General features: G+C 64.7%; 3 protein-coding genes. 1 reads left to right on the forward strand and 2 read right to left on the reverse strand.

Features of this window, described 5'->3' with window-relative positions:
* Positions 1 to 664 precede the first annotated feature (664 nt).
* Complete coding sequence (locus IOC69_RS11045; protein WP_290543606.1) at positions 665 to 2,827, forward strand: S8 family serine peptidase; 2,163 nt, start codon at positions 665 to 667, stop codon at positions 2,825 to 2,827.
* Positions 2,828 to 2,915: 88 nt separating this feature from the next.
* Here the strand turns inward: IOC69_RS11045 and IOC69_RS11050 are convergent, their stop codons facing one another.
* Together IOC69_RS11050 and IOC69_RS11055 are read right to left on the reverse strand one after the other, a co-directional pair.
* Positions 2,916 to 3,134 carry a hypothetical protein gene (locus IOC69_RS11050; RefSeq protein WP_290543607.1) on the reverse strand — a complete coding sequence of 73 codons (219 nt, stop codon included), beginning with the start codon at positions 3,132 to 3,134 and terminating at the stop codon, positions 2,916 to 2,918.
* A gap of 93 nt (positions 3,135 to 3,227) precedes the next feature.
* Positions 3,228 to 4,058 carry a hypothetical protein gene (locus IOC69_RS11055; protein WP_290543608.1) on the reverse strand — a complete coding sequence of 277 codons (831 nt, stop codon included), beginning with the start codon at positions 4,056 to 4,058 and terminating at the stop codon, positions 3,228 to 3,230.
* Positions 4,059 to 4,266 lie beyond the last annotated feature (208 nt).

The following is a 4,266-nucleotide window of genomic DNA, read 5'->3' on the forward strand; positions in this document are numbered from 1 at the left end:
GCGTTCACCAAGCCCATGCCGCCGAGGCCCACTACCGCGCAAGACTCACCACGCAGACGCAACTGTAGTACTAGAGCGCCGGGCGGTCAATTGACTCCATGAGGGTTCGCCCTCCCCACAAAGCCCCGCCCTCGCCTTTCCTCTCCCCCATCGGGGGAGAGGGCAGGGTGAGGGGGTCTGTCCCACAAGGAAAGTGTCGGAAATTCTTACGCAAGCGTCTCCCGCGCGGAAACACCCCCTCACCTAACCTCTCCCCCGGTGGGGGAGAGGAATAATACAGAGGGGCAGTTTCAGGCCATATGCGACAGCCGTCTCCGAAAAGGGAGGAAATCATTCCGATTTCAGCTGACCGCCCGGCGCTTTAGAAGAAATTCAACGCCTGCATCCAGAAGCGGTAAAGCATTTTCAGGTCAAGCGGGCACCGGTTGACCGTTGAAAATGCGGCTAAAGAAAGAGACTGAGCAGGTTTCGTTCAAGCGAACCGAAACCTGCTTGTCTTGTGACAGTTGCGGTCGCATCGCACGGGGCCGCCGTCATCCGGCGGCTCCTTCATTGTGCGGCGCGCATCGGCCTGCCCCATTTGTAATCTCACATCCGGCGGTTTTCGATTCACACGCACCTCATCCTGGATTAACCTAGGGGAACTGAGAATGAGGAGGGTGCGATGCGCTCGATATCTTCGCTGTTGTTCGGTCTGTTCCTTGCCGTGGCCTCCGCGCAGGCGGCCGAGCGTGTTCTGCTGGCGCCGCAGGGGCTGACGGCGACGCTGAACGCCACGCCCGCCGCAGCCGCCGGGCTGCAGGCGCTGCGCGTCAAGGCGGCGGCGCAAGGCAAGGTGCGGGTGATCGTCGGGCTCAGGGTTCCCTTCGCCGCCGAGGGAACCCTTCCCCCCGGCGAGCAGGCGGCCCAGCGCCGCGACATCGCCTCATCGGGGGCGAGCGTGCTCCGCCGCTTTGCCGCAACCGTCGCGCGCGATCCTGATGCGGTGAAAAGCTATTCCGCCATCCCCTTTCTCGCCATGCAGGTCACGGCGGACGAGCTGCAGCGGCTGGCGTCCGACCCCGATGTCGTCAGCATCGCCGAAGACGGGGCCAATTCCCCCCAGCTGGCGCAGTCCGGCCCTCTGGTGCGGGCGCCCGAGGCCTGGGATATGGGCTATACCGGCAAGGGACAGACCGTCGCCGTCCTCGATACGGGCGTCGATAGTAAGCATCCATTCCTAAAGGGTAAGGTGGTGGCGGAGGCCTGCTTCACCTGGAGCAGCTGCCAGGGCGGCGCTTCCATTGTCAAGGGACCGGGTGCGGCCCTGCCCTGCGATGGCATGTCCGCTTGCGGGCACGGCACGCAGGTCGGCGGGATCGCGGCCGGACGGAACGGAAGCAGCAAAGGGGTCACCTTCTCCGGCATCGCCAAGGACGCCAACCTGATCGCCATCCAGGTGTTCAGCCGTCTCGGCCGCCTATACATTGCCTGGGACAGCGACATTCTGCTGGCCGCGGACTATGTCTATCGCCTGCGCAACACCTATCGCATCGCAGCCATAAACATCAGCCTCGGCCGTGGCGCCTTTTCCGGCACGTGCGACAAGGAGAGCCCGGCCACCACCTCCATGTACGCGACACTGAACAGCGCCGGCATTGCCGTCATCGCATCCAGCGGCAATGATGGGAGGACAAATTCCATCTCATTCCCAGCCTGCATCTCCACCGTGGTGAGTGTGGGCGCCGTGTCGGATTCGAACTGGGGACTTTGCCAGGGAAAGACGACCGCGGCCGACAAGGTGACCTGCTATTCGAACGTATCATCGCGCCTCTCCCTTTTTGCGCCCGGTTCGGCCATCATCTCCTCCGTTCCCGGCGGGCGCTACGCGTTACTGCACGGCACCTCCATGGCGGCCCCGCATGCGGCAGGCGCCTGGGCCATTCTGAAGTCGGCCGCACCGCATGCATCCGTCGCTGATGTGCTCGACGCCCTCCGCATCAGCGGCAAACCGGTGACCGATGACCGCTCGCCGTCCGGTTACACCGTTCCCCGCATCGACATCGCCGCCGCCCTCGGCCGGTTCCAACCGCTGGAGATCACCCGGAACGACAGTCTGGGCACGGTGGACATCACCGCCAATGGCGTCACCACCCGCTGCGCCCAGCCCGCATGCAGCGTGCTGGTCTATCCCGGAACGCAGGTCACGCTGCTGGCGCACCCCGCCCCGCTCTCAACCCTGACGGGCTGGGGCGGAAGCAGCTGCGGGTCCGCGGGAACCGGCCCCTGCAGCTTCGCCATGCCGAATGGCGCTGCGTCCGTGCAGGCGCTGTTCGATGGCCCGGTGAGCCTCGTTAGCTACACCCGTGCGGGAGCGGGCGAGGGATCGGTTCATGTGGCCACCACCACGGGCGACTATGACTGCGGCACGGGCTGCACGGTGAAGGCAGGCGTCGGCACGCAGGTGACAGTGACGGCGGCCCCTGCGGCGAATTGGCGCCTCGGAAGCTGGTCGGGCAGCTGCACGGGCAATGGCGGCTGCAGTTTCTCCGCCCCGGAAGCGGGAACGGCACTCACCGCCACATTCGTTCCGGGCCATACGCTCACCTTCGTGAAGGCCGGTGCTGGCAATGGCTCCGTCTCCTTCACGCCACCCGGCGGCGGCGCCAGCAGCTGCAGCGGCAACTGCACGCTGGGCTATGATCCCGGCACCGTCGTCACCCTCTCCGCCACAGCGGCGAAGGGCAGCCTCTTCGGAAGCTGGTCCGGCACCTGCACCGGCCGGAGGACCTGCGTCGTCACCATGTCGGAAGCCCGCACCGTGACCGCAACCTTCATCACCCGGTGAGGGAGCGGGATTGTTATGCCGTGCTGTTGTATCCAGCAGCAGGGAAGACCCTGGCGCCGGCCCCGCCGCCGCCGGGCGGATTGCGCCCTTACCGCCGCCGCTTCGGCAGGTTCACCGGGCGGATTGCGGTGGTGTCGATCCCGGCTATCAGCGGGCCGACAGTCTGCTGGAACCACAGCAGCACACCCTGGCCATAGATTGCGGCAACATCGGACAGCACTTGCCAGTTCGTCGTGACGAAGCCGGTGATGTATTCGCCATAGGCTGTGGCGATCAGGTTTGCCGCGACATCGCTTGCAACGCCCAAAGCTGCTGCTGACGCAAGCGTCGCGATTTTCCAGATCAGATTCTGGTGCTTCGCCTTCCACAGTGCCCGTGCCGCCGCCTTGTCGGCGACGCGCTAAAGCAATTCCTCCATCCCGCGCGAATCTGGCCCGTTTGCCTCCTTGTCATCAATGACCGCCTGCGACAGCCGCTGATGCTTGGCGTCATCCTCTGCGACAACCACCACTTCCCGCGCCTCACGGCGACGCTTCAGCATTTCGTCCACGCTCGGATGCCCGACCGTCAGCCCCGGCCCGGCCCGTGTCACATCGGCAATGGCAAGCCGCACCTCGTCTGTATAGGGCTCGCCATCCTCGGCCCCGGTCGCGCGCCGGTCTTCCAGGTCTTCGATTTCCAGATGCACAATCAGCACGTTCAACTCATCGAACGGCCTGTCCAGCAGCACCATCAGCGCGCGGGCGATTTTGGCCAGCCGGGGAAAGCGGTTTCCGGCCAGCACGGAAAGGTCCTGCGCCTTGTCCTTCAACCTTTCATGCAGTACCGCCTTCACCCGGTCGCGCCGTTCCTCCTCGGTCGGCGGGTCAACCTCAATCTCCAGCTTGCCGTCAATCAGGATGCTGCGCAGCAGCGGGTCCGGCTCCAGCGGCACAGGTTCCACCGGCACCGGCGGCACCCACCCCGCCTTCAGCAGCGCAAACAGCGCCTTCGCCCGCGCTGCATCGTCCTCGATTTCAGCAATTTCAGCGATCTTCGGATCGGCTGTGGCAGGGATGTTGCGGAACATCAGGCCCCTAACACGCGGGTCGTCTGCCAGCTTGTGCAGACCGGCAAGGGGCCGCAAATCCAGCACCTGCGTGCGGTCGAGTCTGAGGCGGTGCAACCCCATCAGCCCCTGCAGCGGGGCAAGGTCGCTGACCGGCGTGTTGTAGAGCCTGAGGATCTGCAACCCCGTCAACCTCCGCAGCGGGGCAAGGTCGCTGACCTGCGTGTTCTCTAGGAGCCTGTCTGGATAATCTGATTTTTGTTGCATTTGTGCAATGGGTTCAGCGGGATGTTCTGGCTCATGTTGCGGCCTTGGCCAGTTTGCAGAGGTTGGGGGCGGTGCAGATCAGGCTCCATTCGGCTCTGACGTTCTTCAGTCCCCTGAGGAGGAA

The organism is Aestuariivirga sp. (assembly GCF_020252405.1).
Lineage (GTDB): Bacteria > Pseudomonadota > Alphaproteobacteria > Rhizobiales > Aestuariivirgaceae > Aestuariivirga.